This window comes from Croceivirga radicis, assembly GCF_002072105.2.
In the GTDB taxonomy this organism is placed as follows: domain Bacteria; phylum Bacteroidota; class Bacteroidia; order Flavobacteriales; family Flavobacteriaceae; genus Croceivirga; species Croceivirga radicis.
Window position 1 is genome coordinate 205399 of record NZ_MTBC01000001.1, and the last position, 22151, is coordinate 227549.

The 22151-nt window shown below is 37.7% G+C and carries 20 protein-coding genes; 17 read left to right on the top strand and 3 right to left on the bottom strand.

Features of this window, described 5'->3' with window-relative positions; genetic code table 11:
• The first annotated feature begins 3 nt into the window (after positions 1-3).
• The 10 genes from hemA to hemB are packed head-to-tail and all read left to right on the top strand — an operon-like array spanning position 4 to position 10151.
• Entirely contained in the window at positions 4-1260 is a 1257-nt protein-coding gene (hemA, locus tag BUL40_RS00930) for a glutamyl-tRNA reductase (RefSeq protein WP_080317711.1), read from the top strand.
• Positions 1257-2189 carry a hydroxymethylbilane synthase gene (hemC, locus tag BUL40_RS00935; RefSeq protein ID WP_080317712.1) on the top strand — a complete coding sequence of 311 codons (933 nt, stop codon included), beginning with the start codon at positions 1257-1259 and terminating at the stop codon, positions 2187-2189. The genes hemA and hemC overlap by 4 nt, the downstream gene beginning before the upstream one ends.
• Positions 2164-2841, top strand: coding sequence for a uroporphyrinogen-III synthase (locus BUL40_RS00940; protein ID WP_080317713.1), 678 nt, complete (start codon positions 2164-2166; stop codon positions 2839-2841). Before hemC ends, BUL40_RS00940 begins: the two co-directional genes overlap by 26 nt.
• Positions 2834-3859, top strand: a complete 1026-nt coding sequence (hemE, locus tag BUL40_RS00945) for a uroporphyrinogen decarboxylase (protein ID WP_080317714.1) — start codon at positions 2834-2836, stop codon at positions 3857-3859. The genes BUL40_RS00940 and hemE overlap by 8 nt, the downstream gene beginning before the upstream one ends.
• 9 nt (positions 3860-3868) lie before the next feature.
• Positions 3869-5218 carry a TrkH family potassium uptake protein gene (locus tag BUL40_RS00950; protein WP_080317715.1) on the top strand — a complete coding sequence of 450 codons (1350 nt, stop codon included), beginning with the start codon at positions 3869-3871 and terminating at the stop codon, positions 5216-5218.
• A 2-nt stretch (positions 5219-5220) separates the two neighbouring features.
• Positions 5221-5715, top strand: a complete 495-nt coding sequence (locus tag BUL40_RS00955; protein WP_080317716.1) for a DUF6973 domain-containing protein — start codon at positions 5221-5223, stop codon at positions 5713-5715.
• On the top strand, positions 5705-6616 hold the full coding sequence (hemF, locus tag BUL40_RS00960; RefSeq protein WP_080317717.1) for an oxygen-dependent coproporphyrinogen oxidase: 912 nt from the start codon (positions 5705-5707) through the stop codon (positions 6614-6616). The genes BUL40_RS00955 and hemF overlap by 11 nt, the downstream gene beginning before the upstream one ends.
• A gap of 16 nt (positions 6617-6632) precedes the next feature.
• Positions 6633-7925 carry an ATP-binding protein gene (locus tag BUL40_RS00965; RefSeq protein ID WP_080317718.1) on the top strand — a complete coding sequence of 431 codons (1293 nt, stop codon included), beginning with the start codon at positions 6633-6635 and terminating at the stop codon, positions 7923-7925.
• Entirely contained in the window at positions 7925-9157 is a 1233-nt protein-coding gene (locus BUL40_RS00970; protein WP_080317719.1) for a tetratricopeptide repeat protein, read from the top strand. The genes BUL40_RS00965 and BUL40_RS00970 overlap by 1 nt, the downstream gene beginning before the upstream one ends.
• Before the next feature lie 4 nt (positions 9158-9161).
• Positions 9162-10151, top strand: a complete 990-nt coding sequence (gene hemB / locus BUL40_RS00975) for a porphobilinogen synthase (RefSeq protein ID WP_080317720.1) — start codon at positions 9162-9164, stop codon at positions 10149-10151.
• 212 nt (positions 10152-10363) lie between these two features.
• Here the strand turns inward: hemB and BUL40_RS00985 are convergent, their stop codons facing one another.
• Complete coding sequence (locus BUL40_RS00985) at positions 10364-10852, bottom strand: DinB family protein (protein ID WP_080317722.1); 489 nt, start codon at positions 10850-10852, stop codon at positions 10364-10366.
• A 143-nt stretch (positions 10853-10995) separates the two neighbouring features.
• On the opposite strand from BUL40_RS00985, the gene BUL40_RS00990 reads away from it, so the two are divergent.
• From BUL40_RS00990 to BUL40_RS01015, 6 genes are all read left to right on the top strand, one after another.
• A complete protein-coding gene (locus tag BUL40_RS00990) occupies positions 10996-11955 on the top strand; it encodes a helix-turn-helix transcriptional regulator (RefSeq protein WP_080317723.1) in 960 nt (319 codons plus the stop codon).
• Entirely contained in the window at positions 11952-13205 is a 1254-nt protein-coding gene (locus tag BUL40_RS00995) for a serine hydrolase domain-containing protein (RefSeq protein WP_080317724.1), read from the top strand. The genes BUL40_RS00990 and BUL40_RS00995 overlap by 4 nt, the downstream gene beginning before the upstream one ends.
• Before the next feature lie 6 nt (positions 13206-13211).
• The gene (locus BUL40_RS01000) at positions 13212-14315 is read left to right on the top strand and encodes a CNNM domain-containing protein (protein WP_080317725.1); all 1104 of its coding nucleotides are present in this window, start codon (positions 13212-13214) and stop codon (positions 14313-14315) included.
• Positions 14316-14789, top strand: a complete 474-nt coding sequence (locus tag BUL40_RS01005) for a methylated-DNA--[protein]-cysteine S-methyltransferase (RefSeq protein WP_080317726.1) — start codon at positions 14316-14318, stop codon at positions 14787-14789.
• Between the two features lie 64 nt (positions 14790-14853).
• Complete coding sequence (locus BUL40_RS01010) at positions 14854-16662, top strand: DUF4153 domain-containing protein (protein ID WP_080317727.1); 1809 nt, start codon at positions 14854-14856, stop codon at positions 16660-16662.
• Complete coding sequence (locus BUL40_RS01015; RefSeq protein ID WP_010518845.1) at positions 16652-17365, top strand: 3'-5' exonuclease; 714 nt, start codon at positions 16652-16654, stop codon at positions 17363-17365. Before BUL40_RS01010 ends, BUL40_RS01015 begins: the two co-directional genes overlap by 11 nt.
• A gap of 134 nt (positions 17366-17499) precedes the next feature.
• On the opposite strand, the gene BUL40_RS01020 is transcribed toward BUL40_RS01015, so the two are convergent.
• Both BUL40_RS01020 and BUL40_RS01025 read right to left on the bottom strand, forming a co-directional pair.
• Positions 17500-19698: a S8 family serine peptidase gene (locus tag BUL40_RS01020; RefSeq protein WP_080317728.1), complete on the bottom strand. Its 2199-nt coding sequence runs from the start codon at positions 19696-19698 to the stop codon at positions 17500-17502.
• A 151-nt stretch (positions 19699-19849) separates the two neighbouring features.
• Positions 19850-20791, bottom strand: coding sequence for an endonuclease/exonuclease/phosphatase family protein (locus BUL40_RS01025; RefSeq protein WP_080317729.1), 942 nt, complete (start codon positions 20789-20791; stop codon positions 19850-19852).
• 106 nt (positions 20792-20897) lie between these two features.
• On the opposite strand from BUL40_RS01025, the gene hflX reads away from it, so the two are divergent.
• Positions 20898-22127: a GTPase HflX gene (gene hflX, locus BUL40_RS01030; protein ID WP_010518848.1), complete on the top strand. Its 1230-nt coding sequence runs from the start codon at positions 20898-20900 to the stop codon at positions 22125-22127.
• The last annotated feature ends 24 nt before the right edge of the window (positions 22128-22151 follow it).

Sequence of the window (22151 nt, forward strand, 5' to 3'; positions counted from 1 at the left end):
AGAATGAAGAATTACCATCTATCCAGACATAGTTCTTTTTATGCGGTTGGTTTAAGTTATAAAAAAGCAGATGCCAGCATACGAGGAAAATTTAGTTTGGACGTACCAAAAATTGATGCTGTTACCCTAGATGCAAAAGCACAAGGGGTAGATGGTTTGTTGGTGATTTCTACCTGTAACCGCACAGAGATGTATGGTTTTGCCCAGCACCCTTTTCAATTAATCAAGATTTTATGTGAGCATACCAAAGGCACTATAGAAGAGTTCCAGGAAGTTGCTTATGTACATAAGAACCATGATGCCATAAGCCATCTGTTCAAGGTAGGCACCGGATTGGACAGTCAAATCTTGGGCGATTTTGAAATAATAAGTCAGATCAAACAAAGTTTTTATCGTGCCAAGAAGTTAGAAATGAGCAATCCATTTTTAGAACGCTTGTGCAACTCGGTTATACAAGCCAGTAAACGTATTAAAAATGAGACCGAAATTTCTTCTGGAGCCACATCTGTAGCTTTTGCTTCCGTGAGATACATTCTGGACCATATCCCAGAAATTGCCCATAAGAATATTCTTTTATTTGGAACAGGCAAAATTGGTCGTAACACCTGCGAAAATCTAATAAAGCATACGGGTAATGAGCACATTACGCTAATTAACCGAACCAAAGAAAAGGCAGAAAAAATAGGTGGTAAATTTCAGCTTACCGTGAAGGATTTTGGCGATTTACAATCCGAAATTCGAAAAACGGATGTATTGGTCGTTGCAACCGGGGCACAATTACCTACTGTATCCAAAGCACTCATCCACAATAAAAAACCATTATGGATTTTGGACCTATCCATTCCTAAAAATGTGTCTGATGATGTGTTGGATTTACAAAACGTAACCATGGTTCACCTAGACCAACTGTCTAAAATAACGGACGAGACCTTGGAAAAAAGGAAAAAATATGTGCCTAAAGCGCAACAAATTATCGCTGAAATACAGTCAGAATTTGTAGCCTGGTTAGAAACCAGAAAATTTGCGCCCGTTATTAAAGCCCTAAAGAATAAGCTTAAGACCATTAAGGAAGAAGAACTGGATTTTCAATCTAAAAAACTTAACGATTTTAATGAAAAACAAGCTGATTTGGTTTCGGATCGTATTATTCAAAAAATTACCAAACAGTTTGCCAACCACCTTAAAAACGATGCTGTAGATACCGAAGAAAGTCTGCAACTCATACAACAGGTATTCCAATTAGAAATAGATACCAAATGAACAAACCCCTAAGAATTGGCACCCGTGACAGTGAACTGGCCATGTGGCAGGCAGAAACGGTACAAGCGCAATTGGCGCGTTTAGGTGTTGATAGTGTTCTGCATCCGGTAAAATCTACAGGCGATATAATTTTAGATAAACCGCTCTATGAGCTAGGCATCACCGGCATTTTTACCAAAACATTAGATATTGCCCTTATCAATGGAGAAATAGACATTGCGGTACATTCTATGAAAGATGTTCCTACGGCTTTGCCAAAGGGAATGGTACAAACTGCCGTTTTAGAAAGAGAAGTTACCAATGATGTACTTATACACAAAGGCGACCATTTTTTACTAGATGAGAATGGCAAAGCAACTATTGCTACGGGTAGCCTTAGAAGAAAAGCCCAATGGCTGCATCGTTATAAAAATCATACCGTTACAGATTTAAGGGGCAACGTAAATACACGCCTTATTAAATTGATAGAAAATGATTGGCAAGGAGCAATCTTTGCGCAGGCAGGCTTAAAACGTATTAAACTTTTACCTAAAGACGCCATGGAACTAGACTGGATGGTTCCAGCCCCGGCACAAGGTGCAATGGTAATAGTTGCAATGCAAGAAAACCAAGAGGCCGTTAATGCTTCTAGCCAATTAAACCATCTGCCAAGTGAGCAAGCTACCACAATTGAGCGTGAATTTTTGCGTACCCTTGAAGGTGGTTGCACAGCACCAATTGGTGCATTGGCCACAATAAAAGACCAAACAGTATATTTTAAGGGTTGTTTACATGCCCTAGATGGTTCTAAAGAATTGGTCATTGAAAAAGAAACTACCTTAGCACAGATAGCCAATTTTGGTAAAAGATGCGCACAAGAGATTTTAGACAATGGTGGCAAGGAATTGATGCAAAACATAAAAGATGAGCAAAACAATCCTGTCAACTAAAACCTTAAAACCGCATCAAAAAGAATTGGTATTGAATTCTGGACTTGGTTTAGTTTCTTATGATGCTATAGCTATTCAGTTTACACCATTTACCTTAGATTTAAATACCGATTATTTTATCATTACCAGCAAGAATAGCGCAAAAGCACTTTTAAACTATCTGAATCTAAACCCACATAAAAAAGTAGCTTTTTCTATTCCTATTTGCTGCGTAGGCACAAAAACCAGCGGTTATCTATCAGATAACGGTTTTACAATAGCCCACATGGCCCATTATGGAAAGGAATTGGCCACTTACATCACCACAAATTTAAAAGATAAGCGTTTTACCTTTCTAGCTGGAAATTTAAGACGAAATGAAATTCCCGAATTATTGGCAGAAGCTAATGTTAGCTTAAATGAGATTATCTGTTACCACACGATAGCACAGCCAAAACTTTTTGAACGAAATTTTGATGGTATCTTACTTTTTAGTCCTTCTGGGGTTGATAGTTTTACCACTAAGAACAGCTTTGATGGTGCGGTTGCCTTTTGTATTGGCAATACCACGGCAACTGAGGCCAAAAAATATACCGATAAGATTATTATTGCGAACAAGCCTACGGTAGAAAACGTACTAGTACAGGCAATTAAAACTTTAAACTATGCTTAAAAACGATTTATTCCTTAGAGCCTTAAAAGGTGAAACCGTAGATAGACCACCCGTTTGGATGATGCGCCAAGCAGGCCGCTATTTGCCAGAATTTATGGAGTTAAAGCATAAATATGATTTCTTTACACGCTGCCAAACACCGGAATTAGCTTCGGAAATAACCGTACAACCCATACGCAGATACGGCATGGATGCAGCTATTTTGTTCAGTGATATCTTGGTTATACCACAAGCCATGAACATTGAGGTAGAAATGAAACCAAACTTTGGTCCTTACCTTCCAAAGCCTATTAGAACGGCAAAAGATTTAGAACATGTTGTTGTTCCAGATATACACGATAGTCTTGGTTATGTTTTGGATGCTATAAAAATGACCAAAGAAAAACTGAATGACGAAGTACCCTTAATCGGTTTTGCCGGTTCCCCTTGGACCATTTTATGCTACTGCGTTCAAGGACAAGGGAGCAAAAGTTTTGATTTGGCCAAGGGCCTATGTTTTTCAGACCCTAAAACCGCACATATCTTACTTCAAAAAATTACGGACACCACTATTGCCTATCTAAAAGAGAAAGTAAAAGCGGGTTGTAATGCCGTTCAAGTATTCGATTCTTGGGGCGGTATGCTATCTCCAGTAGACTATCAAGAATTCTCTTTTAATTATATTCAACAGATTGTAGATGCGCTAAAGGATATGGCCCCGGTTATTGTCTTTGGTAAAGGTTGTTGGTTCGCTTTAAAAGAAATGGCCAACTCCGGAGCTGCTGCACTAGGCGTAGATTGGACCTGTTCTGCACAAAACGCTCGGTATTTAACCGGAGGTAACATTACCCTACAAGGTAATTTTGACCCGGCCAGATTACTATCGCCACCTGTAGAAATAAAACGAATGGTTACCCAAATGATACGCGAGTTTGGCAAGGACAAATACGTAGTTAACCTGGGCCACGGTATTTTACCGCACATTCCGTTAGAAAACGCGGGTGCGTTTATAGAAGCCGTAAAAGAGTACAAGGAATAAAGCAATAGAGTGGAAAAGCTAAAGCGTATAAACAAGCGCTACCAAAAATTTAAATTAGGCATTAGCCCACAGCAAAATCTGCTATACGGCTTTCTAAGCTACGTATTTATAGGTACTTTACTATTGGCTTTACCCATTTTCCAAAAAGCACCCATAGCTTTTTTGGACAGTTTATTCATGGCTACAAGTGCCGTATCCACAACTGGTTTGGTTACCGTTCCCCTTGCCGAAAGCTATAACCTTGGTGGGCAACTAATACTGCTCTCCTTGTTTCAATTGGGAGGTATTGGTTACTTAACCTTTACCACGTTTGTAATACTCTCTACTACGCGAAAAATTACCCATTGGCATCAAAAAATATTAAAAACGGAATTCGCACTACCCAAGACCATAACTATTGGTATATTTTTAAAATCTGTGATTCTTTTTACCGTAATTATGGAGTTTTTGGGAACGGTGTTGTTAACCGTTGTATTTACGCAAGAAGGGCAACCCTTTTGGACCGCACTTTATAACGGATTTTTTCATTCTATAAGTGCCTTTTGTACGGCGGGCTTTAGCTTGTTTGGTGATGGATTCATGAGTTACACTGCAAATGGTTGGGTCAATGTAATTATTAGCTTACTAGCCATATCCGGATCCCTTGGTTTTATTGTAATTACAGACTTCTATTTGCTGTTACGTTATAAGGCTCACAAATTAAGTTTCACAACCAAAATAATACTATTTGGTTTTTTATTCCTATTGACTTCAGGTACCATTTTAGTATTTGCTCTAGAACCTACAATCAATCAATTAGAAGGAAAAGAACGCTTTTTAGCTGCATTTTTCCAAACCATGTCCGCAATGACCACGGTTGGTTTTAACTCGGTAGATTTTGGTAATTTTTCGCAAGCTATTTTATTGGTAATTATATTTTTGATGTACGTTGGTGCTTCACCATCTGGGACCGCTGGAGGAATTAAGATTACAACATTGACCGCCCTAATAGCCATATTAAAAAGCAGAATACAAGGAAACCAACAAGTAACCTTTCTAGGAAAAGCCATACCACAAGAAAGATTAAGTATTGCTACTTCTTCCTTCATATTTTATTCCTCTATTTTAGTTCTAGGTTGTTTTGTTATCACCCTTACCAACCATCACAAGTTCGAAAACCTCTTTTTTGAAGTTGCATCTGCACTAGGCACTGTTGGTTTAAGTACCGGCATAACTAGCCAATTGGATGTATTGGGAAAATTAACTCTTATTGTTTTAATGTTTATAGGACGTTTGGGCGTACTCACGTTTGGATTCGCCTTATGGCATAGAAACAATAAACTATTTGAGCCTTGTGAGGAAGAAGATATTGCACTTTAGTTATGAGATTACTTCAAATATTTACTAAAATTTCATTATCGGCATTTTTTGCGCTATTCAAAATAGGTTTTAAACATCCATTATTTATACTTCCAACGGCAAAGGCCACCAGAAAATGCATAGCGCTATCTAATAGTTATTTTGGGCACAAACACCACGAAAACGGTCCTGCTAATGCATTTAGGCATGCCTTATGGAACTTTTTAATAGCCAAATATTGCTCCAAAAGAAGTAAAAACAATGATTCCGTGCTCGCCTATACACAAAGCATTACAGATTGGCATGAAAGCGCTTTTCCAAACCGAGAATTGGCTAAAAAGATGGATTTACACAACAATGCAGTGGGCAGGCATTTATTTAAAATCCATGGGGCTATTGCAGTTAGCGATTTTGTTGATATCTTACTACAGGAGACAAAAAAGTCAACTTACATTACCCAAATTGATGGATTTACAAACTACAAAAACCAATTGGTACATATAAAAAATGAAGCTTAAAGACCAATTTTATCAATACATACAACAATTGCAAGATAGCATTACCCATAAACTGGAAACTATTGATGGGAAAGCTAAATTTAAAGAGGATTTATGGGAGCGGCCCGAAGGGGGAGGTGGCAGAACCCGAGTAATACAAGAAGGAAATGTTTTTGAAAAAGGAGGCGTTAACATTTCTGCGGTACATGGGGCCTTGCCAGATTCCATGCAAAATTATTTTGGCGTACAAGATGCCGATTTCTTTGCCTGTGGTTTAAGTTTGGTATTACACCCTAAAAACCCTTTTGTGCCAACCGTGCATGCCAACTGGCGCTATTTTGAAATGTATGATAAACAAGGGAACATTGTAGACCAGTGGTTTGGTGGTGGGCAAGACCTTACCCCCTATTATTTGTTTTCTGAAGATGCCGTTCATTTTCATGAAACGTGCAAAAAAGCCTGCGATGCACACCATCCCGATTTTTATACCACTTACAAGGAACGTTGTGATACCTACTTTTGGAACGCGCATAGAAATGAAGCACGCGGTATAGGTGGTTTGTTTTTTGACTATTGCAAAGCGAATGAAGAAATGAACATGAACGATTGGTATAATTTTGTAACCGAGGTGGGAGATAGCTTTTTAGACGCCTACATACCCATAGTAGAAAAGCGAAAAGCTACGCCATTTACCGATCAACATAGAAATTGGCAAGAAATAAGACGTGGCCGTTATGTAGAATTTAATCTGGTTCATGATAAGGGCACGCTATTTGGCCTAAAAACAAATGGTAGAATAGAAAGTATTTTAATGAGTTTACCGCCACACGTGCAATGGGTTTATGACCATACCCCAGAACCTGGCAGTGAGGAAGAACAATTAATTTTAGTGCTGCAACAACCAAAACAGTGGATATCTTAGAATCAAATACAGACTTATGTTAGAAAGTTTATTAGAGGCCCTAAAACACTCGCCAGATAATGTTCCACTTAAACTACAGGTGGCAAAACTCTATTTAGAAGAGCTGGATTATCTTATGGCCGAAGAACACCTTACCGGTATTCTTGCTCTGCAACCAAAACATGAAGAAGCCAAATATTTATTGGCCAGTTGCTTTTTAAAACTAGGTAAACAGGCTGCTGCGGAAATCATTGCGGAAGAACTTTCCCAACAAAGTACTAATATACAATATTTAGAATTGTTATGTGAGTGCCAACTAGCACAAGATAACTATAGCGAGGCTCAAAATACGTATCGGTATATTACAGAATTACAGCCTGGGTACCAAAATCATAAATTTGACCAAGTTTTAAAAAACCCAGTCCTCACCAACGAAGATGATTTTACCGAAGATGTAGTAAGTTTTATGTCCAAACCCAATATCACTTTTAAAGATGTGGGTGGTATGGAACAGGTAAAAAACGAAATAGACCTTAAAATTATAAAACCCCTACAACACCAAGAAGTCTATAAGGCCTATGGTAAAAAAATTGGCGGAGGTATTCTTTTATACGGCCCCCCAGGTTGTGGTAAAACCTATTTGGCAAAAGCAACCGCAGGCCAAATAGATGCCAACTTTATCAACGTAGGTATTAATGACATTCTTGATATATGGCTGGGAAGTTCTGAAAAAAACCTGCATGAAATTTTTGAGAAAGCCCGGGCCAATACCCCATGCGTCATATTCATAGATGAGATAGACGCACTTGGTGCCAACCGTAATGACATGAACAAAACAGCAGGACGTACGGTAATCAACCAATTTTTATCTGAATTGGATGGGGTAGATTCCAACAACGATGGAATTCTAATCATAGGGGCAACCAATGCTCCTTGGTATTTAGACCCTGCCTTTAGAAGACCAGGAAGGTTTGATCGTATTGTATTTGTTTCCCCACCAGACACCACCTCAAGAGAAGCCATTTTTGATGTGCAGTTAAAGAACAAGCCTACAGATAGTATTGACCTTAAAGAACTTGCAAAAAAAACAAAAGAATTTTCTGGGGCAGACATTAATGCTGCTATTGATCTTGCCATAGAAGACAAATTACAATCGGCCTTTGTAGACGGCATTCCTAAGCCACTAACAACTAAAGATATACTCAAAGGTATAAAAAAGACCAAGCCCAGCACCAAAGATTGGTTTAGTTCTGCAAGAAATTATGCCTTGTACGCCAACGATTCTGGTTTGTATGATGATATACTAACCTACCTGAACATTAAGAAATAATGGAAAACCAGAACGAAGAACGCGCTTTGCAGCTTTTTGAGTTAGGACGCTACGAGGCAGCCATCCCCTATTTTGAACGGGCACTAGCGGAAGAACCAGATAATTTTAACGCAAAATACTATATAGCGCTATCCTTTATTCATTTAAATGATATGGATAAAGCCGAAACCATCTGCAATAATTTGTTGGGAACCCATCCAGACAGTGCTAATGTGTTCTATCTTAAAGCTATTATTTCCTTTAACAAAGACAAAATAAAACAAGCATTTTCAGAAATTGAACACGCCATACGCCTGGCGCCTTATATTGCCAGTTATTTTGGTCTAAAAGCTTCCATTTTATTAGCTCAAAAAAAATACGAAGATGCTTTGCTAGCAACTGACCAAGGTTTACAAATAGACGCAAAAGACAGCCTTTGCTTAAATAACCGTGCTAAAATTCTAACCAAATTAAACCGTAAGGAAGAGGCAAATAGTACCATACAAGATATTCTTCAAGACAATCCAGAAGATGAGTATTCACATGCAAATGTTGGCTGGGTAGCCTTAGAACAAGGCAAAATACAAAAGGCCTTGCTACATTTTAAAGAGGCGCTAACGTTTAACCCAAATTTTGAATATGCCAGACAAGGTATGGCCACGGCCTTAAAATCTAAAAATCCAATTTATGCCCTCTACTTAAAGTACTCTTTTTGGATGGCGAAGCAAAGCACAAAATACCAATGGATTTTTATCATTGGCCTGTATTTGGCGTACCGTTTTTTAGTTAGTGTATTATCTGCAAATGGATTAAGTTATTTAGCTATTCCACTTATCGTTTTGTATTTAATATTTGCTTTGGGCGGTTGGATAATGGAAGCGTTGTCTGACACTATTTTACTCTTTGATAAGCATGGAAAATATTTATTGGACCGTTCCCAAAAACAAAGTGGCTATGTTTTTGGTTTAGCTTTGGTTTCTGCAATACTATTTGGTATATTATATTATGTACTCAAAGAACCTATTTTGGGAGTATTTGCCATAACCTTTTTATGCCTTTTATTGCCCTTACCACGTGCATTTCATCAAGAAGTCCCAAATAATAGAATATTCGTATTCACTTATGCTGCTATTATGGCTACAGTTGGCTTAATTGGCAGTTTCTTTATTTCTCCCCTAATGGCTGGTTCCGGGGTGTTAATTTTGTTGGTAGCCTATACTTGGCTTGGTAATTTTATAGAAGATAAAAATTAAATATATGTATCCACTTATACGAAATAGAAGATTAAGACAAAACGATTCCATTCGCAGATTGGTTAGGGAAACCTATCTTAATCCCAATGATTTTTTGGTACCGCTCTTTGTAGTAGAAGGTAAGAACGTCAAAGAAGAAATTGCTTCTATGCCCAACTATTTCCGCTATAGTTTAGACATTCTTGCAAAGGAGGTTAAAGAACTTTGGAACATGGGTCTATGTTCCGTTTTGCTTTTTGCAAAAGTACCAGACCATTTAAAAGATAATGAAGGTACAGAAGCCTTAAATGCTAATGGATTGATGCAACGGGCAATAAAAACCGTAAAAGATGCGTGCCCAGAAATGTACGTAATGACGGATGTGGCCATGGATCCGTATTCCTCTTACGGCCATGACGGAATTGTTGCGGAAGGTAAAATTTTAAATGATGAAACCACGGATATTCTTGCACAGATGAGCGTGAGCCATGCCCAAGCTGGTGCTGACATGGTAGCGCCCAGTGATATGATGGATGGTAGAATCTTGGCCATTCGTGAGGCCCTAGAAGATGAAGGTTTTACGGATACCGGTATCATGAGCTATTCTGCCAAATATGCAAGCGCTTTTTATGGTCCTTTTAGAGATGCATTGGATTCTGCACCAGTGGCTATAAAAGATGTGCCTAAAGACAAGCAAACCTATCAAATGGATCCGGCAAACCGAAAAGAGGCCATAAAAGAAACCGAGATGGATATTGATGAGGGCGCCGATATAGTAATGGTAAAACCAGGGCTATGTTATCTAGATATTGTTAGAGACATAAAAAATGCTGTAGAAGTGCCTGTTGCAGTATACCAAGTTTCCGGAGAGTATGCCATGCTAAAAGCGGCTTCAGAAAAAGGTTGGTTAAACCACGATGCCGTAATGTTAGAGCAATTAACGGCAATTAAAAGAGCAGGTGCCGATATAATCGCAAGTTATTTTGCAAAAGATGCGGTAAAATTGTTAGGTTAAAATAATTCTATACAGCAAAATCCTAACCGTTTTAAGGTTTGTATTATTTTAAACCCATTGGTATAATTACCAACAACACGTAATACATTATCTTGATCCTCAAGATCAAAATTCCATTTGCCGTCATTCTGGATCAACCTATTAAGATGCGGCGCAACATACCGTATGTTGCGCCTTTTTCTTACCGTTGTTTTAAAGAGTAAAACAACCATCTACCTATCATAAAAAAATGGTGGTTCTACATCCAAGGCTCGTAAATACACATAACCTTGCCCCCTGTGGTGTATTTCGTTATCCAAAAAGTAGAACAAAGCAGATTGCACCGTACCCGGAAATTGTCCAAATGATAAGTGCTCTTGTTGAAAATCTACCTTGCCCATTTGGTCCCAATACTTGTTAATAGCTACTGTAGCCAAATCCCACAACCTGAGCATCTCGCGTTTACTATTTTTAAAATCTATAGCTTCGTTCAAAACGGCCTTTTTACCTGTAGCTATTTCTCCTAGGCCTGGTGCGGCAATAGCCAATAATTCACCTACCATATCCGCAAAGGTTCGCATTGTACCAATTTTAAACGTAAACAATTCCTTCTCTGGAAACGCTTCTATTACTTTTCTGGTTAAGCTTCTATGACCCTGCCAATGATCAAAAAATTGCGCTCTGTTAATTACTTCTTGTGTGGTTGCCAAAGTTGTTTCCATAATAACTGATTTTTGGTTTCTATACTTCAAAACTAAAACCCAATGGTGACAGCCCTATGTCAACAGTGATTTATAGTATCTAAAAAATCAGAACTTTCTTTTAAAAAGCCTTTATCTTTGATAGGAAAGCAACCCAACCACCCATGGAATCCGTTAATCGATTTGATCGTATCGTAGCCATTTTGGTACAATTACAAAGCAAGCGTGTGGTTAAGGCCCAAGAGTTGGCAGATCGTTTTCAAATTAGTCTACGCACGGTCTACAGGGATATTCGTTCTTTAGAAACTGCCGGGGTTCCTATTGTAAGTGAAGCAGGGGTTGGTTATTCCATTATGGAGGGCTATCGTTTGCCACCCGTTATGTTTACCCAAGAAGAAGCCGCAAGTTTTGTGGCCGCACAAAAGCTGATGCAAAACTTTACAGATAAAACATTGGGCAAACATTATGAAACGGCCATGTATAAAATTAAATCGGTTTTACGCGGAAAAGAAAAAGATTGGGTAGAATCTTTAGAAAAACATATTCGCTTTTTCCCAACCCAAGAAATATTTAATCCAAATGTTGCCAATGCCATGGAAATTATTTTAAGTAGCATAGCAGAGCAACAACAGGTTTTTTTAAAATATACTTCCATACAAATAGACCATGCAGTTGATCGTGTTATAGAACCAGTTGGTATTTTTAATGAAAATAATTTTTGGTATGTACTTGCCTATTGTCATTTGCGTAAAGATTACAGACAATTTAGAACTGACCGTATACAAGCCATAAAACGAACCGCAATTCCATATAAAAAGAAACATAGCTCTTTGGAAGAACTACGATCAAAGGATGCCCGAACTAAGTTGAAGGTTAAAATTATAGTGGATAAAACCATAGCCAAATTTTTAGGCAACAAAAAAAATTACGGTTTAATTGATGAAAAATCTGTAGCTAAAGGTATAGAGATGACGTTTCTAGTAGACGATTTAGATAACGGTTTTGCTAGATGGTATCTTATGTATGGCGATTTTGCCCAAATTCTAGAACCCCCAGAACTTAAAGAGCGCATGCGCTATCTTTTAAACAAGCAATTAAACCAATTAAAAAACAGCACAGATTGAAACCATTTCAATTTACATACCTATTGGTATTCTCTTTTTTCATGGCCTTTGGCCAATCCTACGAAGAAAAAATTGATAGCCTAATAAAAGATGCTATTGTGCAACAAGCATTTCCTGGTGCCACGATTTTGGTTAAAAAAAATGGAAAAGACTTGTTCCACAAAACCTACGGTTATTTTACCTATGATAGTTTACTTCCCGTTTCAACAAACACGTTATACGATCTAGCTTCGGTAACCAAAATAGCGGCCGGTTTGCCCGTAGTGATGAAATTGGTACAAGATGGAAAATTAACCTTGGATGATCCCTTTTCTAACTATTGGCATCCATGGAAAAGAAAAAAAGATAAGAAAGCAATTACACTAAGAGAAATTTTAGCACACCAAGCAGGCTTGGAACCTTACATTGTTTTTCTTTCAAAAGTGCGGAAAAAGAACGGTAATCTTAAAAAACGCTTGGTAAGGAACCAACCTTCTAAACGCTTTGCAAAGCAAGCTTATAACAATCGCTACATTAAAACAGGGTTTTACAAAAAAATGTACCGCACCATCAATCGTTCACCCGTTAGCAAAGAAAAAACCTATCGGTATTCTGGGTTGTTTTTTCTTTTACTACCAGAACTGGTGCAACAACTTACAGGGGTTGACTTTGAGACCTACCTTAACCAAGAAATTTATGAACCTTTAGAAATTACAAATCTTGTTTTTAATCCTTCCTTAAAGCAAAGTAACCTGTCCATTATTCCCACAGAAAGCGATTCCATTTTTAGAAATGATGTTACAGTAGGTTGGGTACATGATGAAAATGCAGCCCTACTAGGTGGTGTTTCCGGTAATGCAGGGCTATTTGGAACGGCAGAAGATTTGGCAAAGCTCATGGAATTTTATAGAAATCTTGGCAAATACAAGGGTCGTCAAATTATAGATAAAGAAATCGTACGTTCGTTTATTAAAATTCAATATCCAGAAAACCATAACAGACGGGGATTAGGTTTTGATAAACCATTAATTGGCAATGATACCTTAAGTATCTTCGAGGCCTATCCGTCTCCTCATGTAAGTAAGGAAAGTTTTGGACATGCTGGTTTTACGGGAACATTTGTCTGGGCAGACCCAAAAGAACAATTGGTATATATTTTTCTTTCTAACCGGGTTTACCCATCTAGGACACACAGAAAAATATATGATCTAAAAATTAGAGAAAAAGTACAAGATGTTTTTTATAACTTACCCAAAATTCAAAAGCAATAACATCCAATGGGATTATTAATATTTTACGCGTTAATTTCCATATTCTTTTCCTTCTTATGTTCAATTTTGGAGGCCGTACTCTTAAGTATAACCCCAACATTTTTAAACGTTAAAAAACAAGAAGGTAAGGTATACGCCACAACACTAGAACAGCATAAGAAAGACATAGACAAACCCTTAATTGCTATTCTAACCTTAAACACTATTGCCCATACCGTTGGTGCTATTTTAGTAGGTGGCCAAGCAGAGGTTTTATATGGTGAAGAAGGTGGTTACGGTGTATTTATCATCTCTGCCGTAATGACCATTTTAATTTTGGTTGCTTCAGAAATAATACCAAAAACTATTGGTGCAACTTACTGGAAACAATTGGCCAACTTTACCGCCAAAACCCTAACCATTATGGTCTTTATTATGAAATGGACGGGTCTACTTTGGATTTTACAGCTTTTTACCAAGCTAATTGGTAAAAAAGGTGCTCATGGTAGTGTACTTAGCAGGGAGGACTTTTCTGCCATGACGGATATTGCAGAGGAAGAGGGGGTTTTCCAGGCTTCCGAATCAAAAGTTATTAGAAATCTATTGTCTTTTGATGAAATACAGGCTAAAGATGTGATGACTCCACGTACGGTGATGAAGATAGCATCTGAAGACCTGACCGTATCTGAATTTTACCATAAAAACAAACCCTTACAATTTTCTAGGATTCCTGTTTTTAAAGAACGTATGGATAACATAACGGGCTTTATTTTGAAAGACGAACTTTTGGAAAACATCGTAAACGAAAAAGGGGATACCAAGCTGGGAAGCATTAAAAGAGAGATTTTGGTTACCAATAGAAATAAACCCATACCTCAACTTTTGGAAAAATTTGTAGAAAAAAACGAACATATTTCTTTGGTTGTGGACGAGTATGGCTCTGTGAGTGGATTGGTAACCATGGAGGATGTTATAGAAACCTTATTGGGACTAGAAATTATGGACGAAAGTGATAATGTGGAAAACCTACAGCTTTTGGCGCGCAAAAATTGGGAGAGCAGAGCGCAACGCTTGGGTATAATAGATGTACCCATAAAAGAAGTTGAATCCCCAGAAGGTCCTAAAAAATAAATGGAAGAGGCCTTTGTACATACTCCCTTGGGAACAGCCGTTTTAAAAGGAGACTCAGATGGCCTAAAGTCAATAACCGTACTAGACCAAAATTTAACTTCTACAACACTTATACCAGAGGTTTTAGAAGAAGCCGTTACACAATTAAAGGAGTATTTTGATGGTAACAGAACCCAATTTAACTTACTTTTAAATCCAGACGGCACGCCTTTTCAGCATAAAGTATGGTTAGCCTTACAAGAAATACCATATGGCAAGACCGTTTCTTACCTAGCATTGTCTAAAGAATTGGGAGATACTAAAGCCATACGTGCCGTAGCTGCCGCTAACGGAAAAAACCCACTTTGGATCGTTGTTCCCTGCCATAGGGTAATTGGTAGTAATGGAGATTTAGTGGGGTATGCAGGCGGGCTACACCGAAAAAAATGGCTTTTAGAGCACGAGAGTCCAGTGACCCAAACAAGTTTATTTTAATTTCCCTATTTTCAGGGTAGTCCAATTTTGGTCTAAAAATTAACTTTAGCTCCAAATTTTTACGATGAAACTACCTTCTATACAAGAAGTTCTAGACCGTGGTCTAGAGGCTTTTAAACGCTTTCCCCTGACCCTTATTTGGGCTATAACGGGAACAATATATGTAATGTATCTAATTGGAAGTGATAGGGTAAATAATACGTTTGATGAGAATTTAGATATTGTTTTAACCCTTATATTGGGGGTAAGTTGGTTTATTGGGGCCCAGTTTTTTATAGAGCAGCAAGCTAAACACAAAACATGGCAACTACTTAAAATCCTAATTTTAATAGGGTTGGGCGGCTTCTATTTTTACCTATCCAATACCCCATTCTTAGAAGACAATCCTATCTACCTTGCACATTTTTTTATATTTCTTATTGCCGGCCATTTATTTGTATTATTTGCGCCATTTTTAAAAGAATGGAATACCCATGCGTATTGGAATTATCTTAAATGCGTGGGTATAGCGTTAACCAGGAGCCTCCTATATAGTTTTGTCTTGTATTTGGGCTTGGTACTTGCGCTCTTGGCCATAGATGCTTTGTTTGAAATTACTATTAGAGGAGAACGTTACGGGCAATTGTTCGTCTTTAGCTTAGGTATTGTAAATACTTGGATTTATCTATCGGATTTTCCTGCTCAAGTAAGGAAAAATAGTATTGTTCAATTTGAACGTGCGCTAGAGGTTTTGGTAAAGTTTATTTTAATACCGCTAATCATGCTTTATCTGATAATTCTCTACGCCTACTTTGGTAAAATACTTTTGGAATGGGAATTACCTAAAGGCTGGGTAAGCTATTTGGTTACCGTTTTAGCCCTGTTGGGTTTTATGGTACACATAATCATAAACCCTATTATAAAGACTTCCAAAGCTTGGACCATAAAGCGTTTTTATCCTTGGTTTTACTATTTATTATTGCCCTTGTTGGTACTCTTATTTGTAGCCATCTATAGGCGTGTAAGTGATTATGGAATAACAGAAAATAGGTATTATGTTTTACTCGCTGCCTTCTGGATTTTGGGTATTAGTCTCTACATGCTATGTATAAAAAAGGCAAAACTTATAGTCTTGCCCATTTCACTATTTCTTATTCTAATGATTACTGCTGTAGGACCTTGGGGAGCTTTTAGCATTTCTAAGAAGGCACAGGCAAAAGAATTCAAAGAAGTGTATAACCAAGTGTTGTTGCAAGATACGCTTGCCAATTATGAGCAATACCAAAGGCTAGAATCTATATTAAAGTACTTGGATAAAAGAGAAAGCTTGGATAAACTGAGCAAGGTTACACAAATAGATTTTAATGCAGTCATTTTGGATTCTACCAACAACTGGAAAAATTACCGTTGGTTAGATACACGCTTAGTACTAGATTCATTACATATAAAAATGGATTCTACCACGCAAAGCATCAAAAGAAATTACAATCAATACCATATGTATGATTATGGCACGGACAAAACAGTTTTTCCCATTAAAGATTACGACTATTTTATATCCTTACGATTTAACCGACATACCAATAATTTGGTAACCATTGACAGTTGCACCCTTAGCTATACCAATAAACACTTGGGTATAATGATAAAAAACCAGGAAGAAGATTCTTTGGCCATAATTCCACTTAAGGGCAAACTTTTAGCGTTGACCAAATACGGTAACAATCTAGATAATCTTCCTTTAGAGGAAAAAACAATTACAGTTGAAAACAATGTTTTGAAGGTTAAATTAGTCCCAACCAATCTATCTTACAGCCTTATAGAAAAAGACAGCATACAACTAAACAATATAGATGGTTATCTATTTTTAAAATGGAAGCAAGATGTTAAATAGAATTCCTTTGGACAGTATTCTATTCTTGGATATTGAAACCGTACCGGAAACAGCAGACTATAATGAGCTAAACGAAGAAAAACAAGAGCTTTGGGCCCATAAAACGGCGTACCAACGAAAAGAAGAACACACCCCGGAAGCCTTTTACGAACGAGCAGGAATTTGGGCAGAATTTGGGCTAATTGTTTGTATCTCTGTAGGCTATTTTGTGAACAAAGGAAGTGAGCCCCTATTTAGGGTGACCAGTTTTCACGGGAATGAACCAACCTTATTAAAAGACTTTAAAAACCTTTTAAACGACCATTTTAATCAGGCTAGGCATGTATTATGTGCACATAATGGTAAAGAATTTGATTTTCCATACATAGCAAGGCGAATGTTAATTAATGGGATTACGTTACCTTACAAGCTAGATTTATTTGGCAAAAAACCTTGGGAGGTACCTCATCTGGATACTATGGAGCTTTGGAAGTTTGGCGATTATAAGCATTATACCTCCTTAAAGCTAATGGCCAATGTATTGGGAATACCCTCACCAAAAGAAGATATGGACGGTAGCATGGTACGCAGTGTATATTATGAAGAAAAAGATATGGACCGAATAATAAAATATTGCGAATTGGATGTGGTTACCACCGCTCAAGTGTTCTTAAGATTAAAGTGCGAACCACTACTAGAAGCGCATCAAATTAAAACCGTATAAAAAAGACCCTAAATGAACAGGGCCTTTTTTGGGATACTTACAACAATAGTGTCCACAGTATCTTATTTTGTGTAACCTAGGCCACATATTGGGGTGTAATGTTTACTAGCTACTACAAGCTAGCATATGAATAATTAACTCTTATAAAATTTTGTGCTTTTTGTTCCTTCGTAGTCTTGAACTAATATGATATAGATTCCACTTTCCAAATTGGTCACATCTATGGTATTGTTCGCATTTCCATTTTTAATGGTTCCACCTGCGGTGTTTATGATAGAATATTGTGCGTCTTTAGACATCTTAGTGTTTACCTCTAAGTAATTTACCGCTGGGTTTGGGTACACGACCAAATCAATATTATCAGAAGTTTTTCTTACTTCAGGCTGCTCGGCCTGGGTAGCATCGCCTTGAAAAACAAAGGTTATGGTTTCTGAATATCCGGAAGCAATATTTGCCGTACAAACCGATTGAACTTTAACTTCATACTTGGTTCCTGATGCTAAGTTCTCCAATGCTATTTCTGCCTCCCAAGTAGAAAGTGTTGACCACTGCATTTCGTCTGCAGCCTTGTATTGAACCTCATATAAATTATCTTCAGAAAGGGCATCCCATTTTACAGAAACTCCTGTTGCAGCTACCTGGCTTAAATCTAAACCTTTTGGAGCTTCTAATTTACAGCTAGAAACAGCTACACCACTAACAATTAAACTAACATCTTGTGCACCATGCATCAACGTACCTTTGTGAGAAATGGTTATAGCATAGGAACCAGAAGCATTTTCTATTTCTATCTTTTCAAAAGGGTCTACTGTATTGTCTCCTTTAGTAGCTGGCTCACTTGCTTTTGCTGGATTTAGTTTCCATGGAAAATAGGTTTCTCCATTCTTGGTAACCCTTACATCAATATCATTGACCAAAGCAGCTTTCATTTCGTTCAACGTACCTCTATTTACCACTCCACTTTCTGGATCGGTCCAAGAAACGGACACCATTAAAGGGTCTACACCATTACTATCGTACACAAAGGTTTTGGTTTCGCCACTGGTTAAAGTCAATTCTTTTACTACAGAACTATAATCTACGCTTTGCAATACTTTGGCCGCCTTTGCAGTATTGATCAAGCCCCATCCAATTTTATAATCCGGACCTGGATTTTCTATATCATCCGCTGTGTGTAAAGCCAAACCTTTTAAGGTAGCCGCCTTCATAAAATTACCGTACAAACTTTCGTGATATTGTTGTAATAAAATTAAAGAACCCGTTACACCAGGTGCGGCCATAGAAGTACCCATTGCCGTTTTATAGGCGTTATTAGAAGCAGAACCGGTAGTATACACCATAGTACCGTTACCAGCTAAATCTGGCTTAATTCTACCATCATCTGTAGGCCCATAACTACTATAACCACTAACATTGGCCTTTTTAACTGTACCATCATTACCTATTCTGGCATCTACACCGGCAACTACCAAATTATTTTTAGCTGTTGTGAACCCTAGTAATAAATCAAAACCATCTTGTGTTTTACCATAGTTAGGGGTTGCATTATCAAAAGAGTTTTGTGCGTTACCGGCTGCCGCAACCATTAAATAGTAAGGTGCGTTGTACATAATTTTATCCCAATCTTGAGAAACTTTAATATAAGCCCCAAAATACCAATCTGGAACTTGTGAAGATGTAATACCGTAAGAATGATTGGACACCAAAAGACCTTCTGCTGCAGCTTCTGCCACTTCCACTTTATCTCTAGACCAACTGTGGGTCAAAGCTTCTGCTCCATAAGCAACCCCTCTAGCTTTTGAGTCTATACCAGCAGCAACTATATTACCGGTTACCATGGTTGTATGGTTATCTATCTCTGTGGTATTATCGGCATTAGATACCCTACCACCAAACTCTTTATGGCTGGTTAAGGCCACACCGGCATCCCATACGCCTACTTTCATTCCGGTACCGTCTATATTGGCATTTAAAAAACCATCTGCATATAAAGCATCTGCCCTGCAAATATTAGCGGTCATATCTGCATGTGTAGTATAATATAAAGGAGTACCATCTTGTCCAAATCCATTTAAAGCTACTACAGTCCCATCTTTTTCCATTCTGGTAGCCTCTAAACCTCCCACTAGTTTTTGAGTCGCAATACGTTGTGTAGTTATTTGATACTCTTTTTTAAAGCTATTTGCTAATTCTTGTAACTTAGCAGTGTTGGTATTTGCTTTAATTGCTTCTAATTGTACTTGCTGTTGAGCTTTAGTTGCAACGCTAAATACGAAGCTGGTAGCAACCAAAAACATGGCCTTTTTTGCGGGAAGTTTTATATTGTAGTCCATAACGTAGGTTAAGTAAGATTTGGACTACAAATATAGATGAGAACTAATTATCTATCGTTAAGTTGCAAATTTAAATCGACGAATTACACACTCAGGTACACATGTTTGTTGTGAAACTTACAAAAAGTGTTGTAAGAATTTTCTCAATCTTTTAATTTTGTTTCAAAATCAGGTAAACGGGAAAATGATCACTATAACCACCAAGGTATTTTTTACCGCCAAATGTTCTAAATGGTGTTCCTTTATACCTCCCTTTCCATTCTTGTAGAAAATGAGGAGCAAAAATCTTAGCCTTGGAAAAGCTGTGAGCGCCCGGCTCATGATTTAAAAAAGAATGAGAAACTATTATTTGATCAAACAGACTCCATTTACCCCTATAATTGGCACTGCCTAGCGTTGGGGAAAGTAATTTTTGCATCGGATTGATGAACCAACCTGTTTGCATTAACGTTTTTATACTTTCAGAATTTGGGTCATCATTAAAATCTCCCATAATCAATACGTGGGGTTCTTCTTCTACCAGCCTAATTTGTTCTAATTTTTCAATAATGGTGTGGGCAGCGGCAATCCGTTTGTATGCGGTAAGCTTGGCACCATCTCTACGAGAGGGCCAATGATTTACAAATACATGCACAACCTCTCCATTAAGCCTACCTTTTACATATAGAATATCCCTAGTAAAATCACGGTCACCAAATTCATTGTTCACTAAAAGCGCCAAGGTTTCACTTTCCATTACTTCAAAATTTTCCTTACGGTAAAACAATGCGGTATCTATACCGCGCTCGTCTGGAGAATCATAATGTACATAACCATAATCCAAGTGCTTCAAGGCATCTTCCCCTAACAATCGTTCTATTACCCTTTTGTTTTCAATCTCAGCAACACCCACGAGTACGGGTGGGGCAAGCCCTTCATCTTCTCCAATTTTAGCTATAGCATTCGCTAATTTTCTAGTTTTGGCCAGGTAACGCTTATTCTTCCATTTTTTAAAACCTTTTTTGGTAAAATCGTCATCAAGAATATGTGCATCGTCAATGGTATCGAACAGATTTTCTAGATTATAAAAAGCAATTACGTGTTGGTTTTCCATAATTTTTTAGAATAGCGCTACAAAAATTTACATAAGGGTTAAGTAGAAGGGGCAAAATACAAAAACAGAACGGAAACATTATGTAGCTTTGCATTTTGCTTTATATATGATTGAAAAGAAGTCTATTGAATATGAAAAGGCCGTATTGGTTGGTGTCATCAATCAATTACAAAATGCTGAAAAAGTAGAAGAATATCTGGATGAGCTAGAATTCTTAACCTATACTGCTGGTGGCGAAGTAACCAAACGCTTTGTACAAAAGATGGATGTGCCCAATCCTAAAACTTATATAGGAACGGGTAAGATGGAAGAAGTACATGCATACGTTAAGGAAAATGACATTAGCTCGGTTATTTTTGATGACGAACTTACCCCTGCCCAACAGAATAACATAGAAAAATTATTGAAGTGTAAGGTAATGGATAGAACCAGCCTTATCCTAGATATTTTTGCGCAACGTGCAAAGACCAGTTATGCCCGTACACAGGTAGAATTGGCACAGTACGAATATCTTTTGCCTAGACTTACTGGTCTATGGACGCACTTAGAACGCCAACGTGGTGGAATTGGTATGCGTGGACCCGGGGAAACAGAGATTGAGACCGATAGGCGAATTGTTAGGGACCGTATTGCTTTGCTTAAAAAGAAACTTTCTAAAATAGACCGCCAAATGGAAACCCAAAGGGGTAACCGGGGCGCTCTTGTAAGGGTAGCTTTGGTGGGCTATACCAATGTGGGTAAATCTACCTTAATGAACGTAATTAGTAAAAGTGATGTATTTGCAGAAAATAAGTTGTTTGCCACTTTAGATACAACTGTAAGAAAGGTAGTTATTGGCAACCTGCCTTTTCTCCTCAGCGATACGGTTGGATTTATACGCAAGTTGCCTACACAATTGGTAGAAAGTTTTAAAAGTACCTTAGACGAGGTGAGGGAAGCAGATTTGCTTTTACATGTGGTAGACATCTCACACCCAAATTTTGAAGAGCATATTGCTTCTGTAAATCAAATTTTAGATGAAATTGACAGTACGGACAAGGAAACCATTATGGTTTTTAATAAAATAGACCAATACGTGCCAGAGGTTATTGAGGAAGATGATTTAGAGACCGAAAAAACGTCGGTACACTTTACACTGGAAGAATGGCAAAAAACCTGGTTTAACAAAATTGGGGATAATGCTTTGTTCATCTCGGCATTGAACAAAGAAAATTTAGATGAGTTTAGGCAAAGGGTTTATCGCGAAGTTAGAGAAATACACGTAACCCGTTTTCCTTATAACAATTTCCTTTATCCAGAAAACCTTGATGAATACTCGCAAACTGAGGAAGAATAGTTTTTCTGTCAGAAAAATGAATTT

Coding starts and splice junctions, on each gene's coding strand:
- BUL40_RS01010 (WP_080317727.1), top strand. CDS start 14,854: ATGAAACTACCTTCTATACAAGAAGTTCTAGACCGTGGTCTAGAGGCT.
- hemF (WP_080317717.1), top strand. CDS start 5,705: ATGAAGCTTAAAGACCAATTTTATCAATACATACAACAATTGCAAGAT.
- BUL40_RS01015 (WP_010518845.1), top strand. CDS start 16,652: ATGTTAAATAGAATTCCTTTGGACAGTATTCTATTCTTGGATATTGAA.
- BUL40_RS01020 (WP_080317728.1), bottom strand. CDS start 19,698: ATGGACTACAATATAAAACTTCCCGCAAAAAAGGCCATGTTTTTGGTT.
- BUL40_RS00955 (WP_080317716.1), top strand. CDS start 5,221: ATGAGATTACTTCAAATATTTACTAAAATTTCATTATCGGCATTTTTT.
- BUL40_RS01005 (WP_080317726.1), top strand. CDS start 14,316: ATGGAAGAGGCCTTTGTACATACTCCCTTGGGAACAGCCGTTTTAAAA.
- BUL40_RS01025 (WP_080317729.1), bottom strand. CDS start 20,791: ATGGAAAACCAACACGTAATTGCTTTTTATAATCTAGAAAATCTGTTC.
- BUL40_RS00965 (WP_080317718.1), top strand. CDS start 6,633: ATGTTAGAAAGTTTATTAGAGGCCCTAAAACACTCGCCAGATAATGTT.
- BUL40_RS00970 (WP_080317719.1), top strand. CDS start 7,925: ATGGAAAACCAGAACGAAGAACGCGCTTTGCAGCTTTTTGAGTTAGGA.
- hemE (WP_080317714.1), top strand. CDS start 2,834: ATGCTTAAAAACGATTTATTCCTTAGAGCCTTAAAAGGTGAAACCGTA.
- BUL40_RS00940 (WP_080317713.1), top strand. CDS start 2,164: ATGAGCAAAACAATCCTGTCAACTAAAACCTTAAAACCGCATCAAAAA.
- BUL40_RS00985 (WP_080317722.1), bottom strand. CDS start 10,852: ATGGAAACAACTTTGGCAACCACACAAGAAGTAATTAACAGAGCGCAA.
- BUL40_RS01000 (WP_080317725.1), top strand. CDS start 13,212: ATGGGATTATTAATATTTTACGCGTTAATTTCCATATTCTTTTCCTTC.
- hemB (WP_080317720.1), top strand. CDS start 9,162: ATGTATCCACTTATACGAAATAGAAGATTAAGACAAAACGATTCCATT.
- hemA (WP_080317711.1), top strand. CDS start 4: ATGAAGAATTACCATCTATCCAGACATAGTTCTTTTTATGCGGTTGGT.
- hemC (WP_080317712.1), top strand. CDS start 1,257: ATGAACAAACCCCTAAGAATTGGCACCCGTGACAGTGAACTGGCCATG.
- BUL40_RS00990 (WP_080317723.1), top strand. CDS start 10,996: ATGGAATCCGTTAATCGATTTGATCGTATCGTAGCCATTTTGGTACAA.
- hflX (WP_010518848.1), top strand. CDS start 20,898: ATGATTGAAAAGAAGTCTATTGAATATGAAAAGGCCGTATTGGTTGGT.